Raw genomic sequence first — 2,731 nt, 5'->3', positions numbered from 1 at the left:
CTGCGGCATGTGCAACCCGCCGGCCCGTGCGGGCAAGGGCCGCGCCCAGGGCGCGATCCAGATGCACTGAGCCGCTCAGAGACCGAAGCCTCATGTACCGCGTTTGTCTGGTCGTCATCGCTCGCGATGAGGCGGCGACGATCGCCCGCCTGCTGGACAGCGTCCGGCCCTGGGTCGATGAGATGCTGGTGCTGGACACCGGCTCCAGCGACGCCACGCCGGCGCTGGCCCAGGCGGCAGGCGCGCGCGTGCAGCACTTCGCCTGGTGCGACGATTTTTCCGCGGCTCGCAACGCGGCACTGGACGCCGCGCAAGCGGGCGGGGCGGACTGGCATCTGGTGCTCGATGCCGATGAATGGCTGATCGCCGGTGGCCCGGCCCTGCAGGCTTTGCGCCATCAAGCCCCGGACCATGTCGCAAGCATCGAGCTGGTCGACCATTTTCACGATGGCGCGCAGCGCGAGGCGCACGCCCGGCTGAGCCGCGTCTTGCCGGCTGCCGTGCGCTATGCCGGCCGCATCCACGAGCAGCCCCAGCATCAGCTGCCGCTGCGCGCCCTGGCCGTGCAAATCGGCCACGATGGCTATCTGCCCGATCGCCTGCAGGCCAAGCGCGGTCGCAATGAAGCGCTGTTGCGACAGGAGCTGCAGCAGCGCCCGGACGATGCCTACCTCTGGTACCAGCTCGGCAAGGACCAGTCGGTCTACGAAGACTATGCGGCGGCCGAGACCAGCTTTGCCCAGGCGGCGGCCCTGTCGCCCACGCTGCCCGGATGGTGGATGGATCTGGTCGCGCGGCGGCTGTATGGCCTCAAGCAGCTCAAACGCCACGATGCCGGCATGGATTTCGCGCAGAGCCAGCTGGACGTTTGCGCCGAGTCGCCCGATTTCTTTTTCGCCCTCGGCGACCTTTTGCTCGACTGTGCCGCCGATCTGCCCGAGCAGGCGCCGGCCTTGCTGCCCATGATCGAAGACGCCTGGCGGCGCTGCCTGGAGATCGGTGAGCGGCCCGAGCTCAGTGGCGCGGTGGCCGGGCGCGGCAGCCATCTGGCCGCCCACAACCTGGCCCTGGTGCTGGATGGCACCGGCCGCCCGGACGAGGCCCAGGCCTTGCGGCAGCGCTTCGCCCTGGCCGCCTGAGGGCTCGCGAGCCGGCCTTCGAGCTCGCTCTGGATCTGCTGGGTGCGTTCGCAGCTTTTCTGGCGATGGCCGGATGGGCCTGCGGTATCCAATGCTCTGACGCGCACATCCGCGCGCGATTCACAGCGAAGAGCAGCCCCGGCATGAAAACACCCGCCCATCCCCAGGCCCGCCGCATCCAGGCGATGGCGCCGCGTTACATGCAGACCTTTCGTTGTGTGGGGGCTGACTGTGTGGAGAGCTGCTGCGGAAGCTGGAGCATCGCCATCGATGAGCGCACCTACAAACGCTACCAAACCATCCGCATCGAGCCTCTGGCGAGCCAGCTTCGGCACCATGTGCAGCGACATGCCGATCCTGCGTCGGCCCATGGCGCGTACGCCAGCATTTCGCTCAAGATGGACGAAATGTGTCCCATGCTCGACAGCGACCGCCTCTGCAGCATCCAGAAGTCCTTGGGCGCCGAGGCCTTGTCCGGCACCTGCAACGACTACCCGCGCATGTATGTCCATGACGGCCAGCATCTGGGCCTGTGTGCCAGCCTGAGCTGCCCCGAGGCTGCACGCCTTGCGCTCAGCGATGCCTCGGCCCTGGACTTGAGCGAAGTCTCGCTGGACATCAATCCCGAACTTGCCCCGGCCTTGCATCGCCGGCGCGACCCCTTCCCGTCGGCCGAAGAACCCGATCTGGTGCGCCGTCATGCGCCCATGCTGGCCACGCTCATGGATGCCCTGGTGCGCCTGGATTCGCTCACGGCAGAACAGGCCCTGGTGTATGGCGGTCTGCTCTGGCGCCGTATCGCGGCCCTGGGGGAGCCGGGCTCAGCCGCGGCGAGCGATGCGGCGCTGGAGCAGGTGCTTGATCAGTTCTTGCGCCCCGATTCCCTGTCGCGCGCGGCCGAGCTGGTGCAAGGCCTGCCTGTGCCCAAGGAGGCTCAGTTCAGCCTCTTGCTGGGCGCCTGTCAGCGCTTCATGCGCGAGCATGGTGGAAGGGCTTCCTTCCGCGCGCTGATGGACGAGGTCAGCCAGGGCCTGCTGCTGGGCGAGTCCATGGAAGTGTGCCTGGCCCGTTACCAAGATGCCGATCAGCAGGTGCTGCGCCCCTTCCTGGCGCAGCATCCCCATTTGCTCAAGAACTACACGCTCAATGCCTTGCAGGCCGCGGTGTTCCCGCGTCGAGGCACGGCCGAGCTGCAGACGGAGTACATGGATCTGGCCGTTCGCCTTGCCTTGATTCGCTTCTACCTCGTCGGACTCGCGGCCCTGCGTGGCCCGGCTTTTGGGGTGAATGACGTCATCCGTGCGGTCTACGGTGTGGCCCGCAATATCGAGCACAACCGGCGTTTCATGCCGGGTGTGATGCAGCTTTTGCAGGAGCGCGGTGCCCTGCGCCTGGAAGTGCTGGCGACCCTGTTGCTCTGAGCCGAGCTCGGGCCAGGGTAGGGCGCCTGACAGCGCTAAGCTGCCGTCCGCCATGGGCAGGAAAAGCCAGATATTTCACGGTCTGCAGCGGGCTTGTAGGAAGTTGCCTGACAAGGTTCTGGGAAGAACCGGGACTCAAGAGCTGGATTTGGGCTGATGTTGCGGGGCTGA

Annotated in this window: 2 protein-coding genes; both read left to right on the top strand. The window is 66.8% G+C overall.

Features of this window, described 5'->3' with window-relative positions; genetic code table 11:
• Positions 1 to 92 precede the first annotated feature (92 nt).
• Positions 93 to 1,139: a glycosyltransferase gene (locus AC1Q6P_RS23885; protein WP_492666258.1), complete on the top strand. Its 1,047-nt coding sequence runs from the start codon at positions 93 to 95 to the stop codon at positions 1,137 to 1,139.
• 143 nt (positions 1,140 to 1,282) lie between these two features.
• Positions 1,283 to 2,560, top strand: coding sequence for a flagellin lysine-N-methylase (gene fliB, locus AC1Q6P_RS23880; protein WP_492666259.1), 1,278 nt, complete (start codon positions 1,283 to 1,285; stop codon positions 2,558 to 2,560).
• Positions 2,561 to 2,731 lie beyond the last annotated feature (171 nt).

It is taken from the genome of Roseateles sp. GW835-FHT13E02, from assembly GCF_058794035.1.
This window is presented reverse-complemented; position numbering and strand designations above follow the sequence as displayed.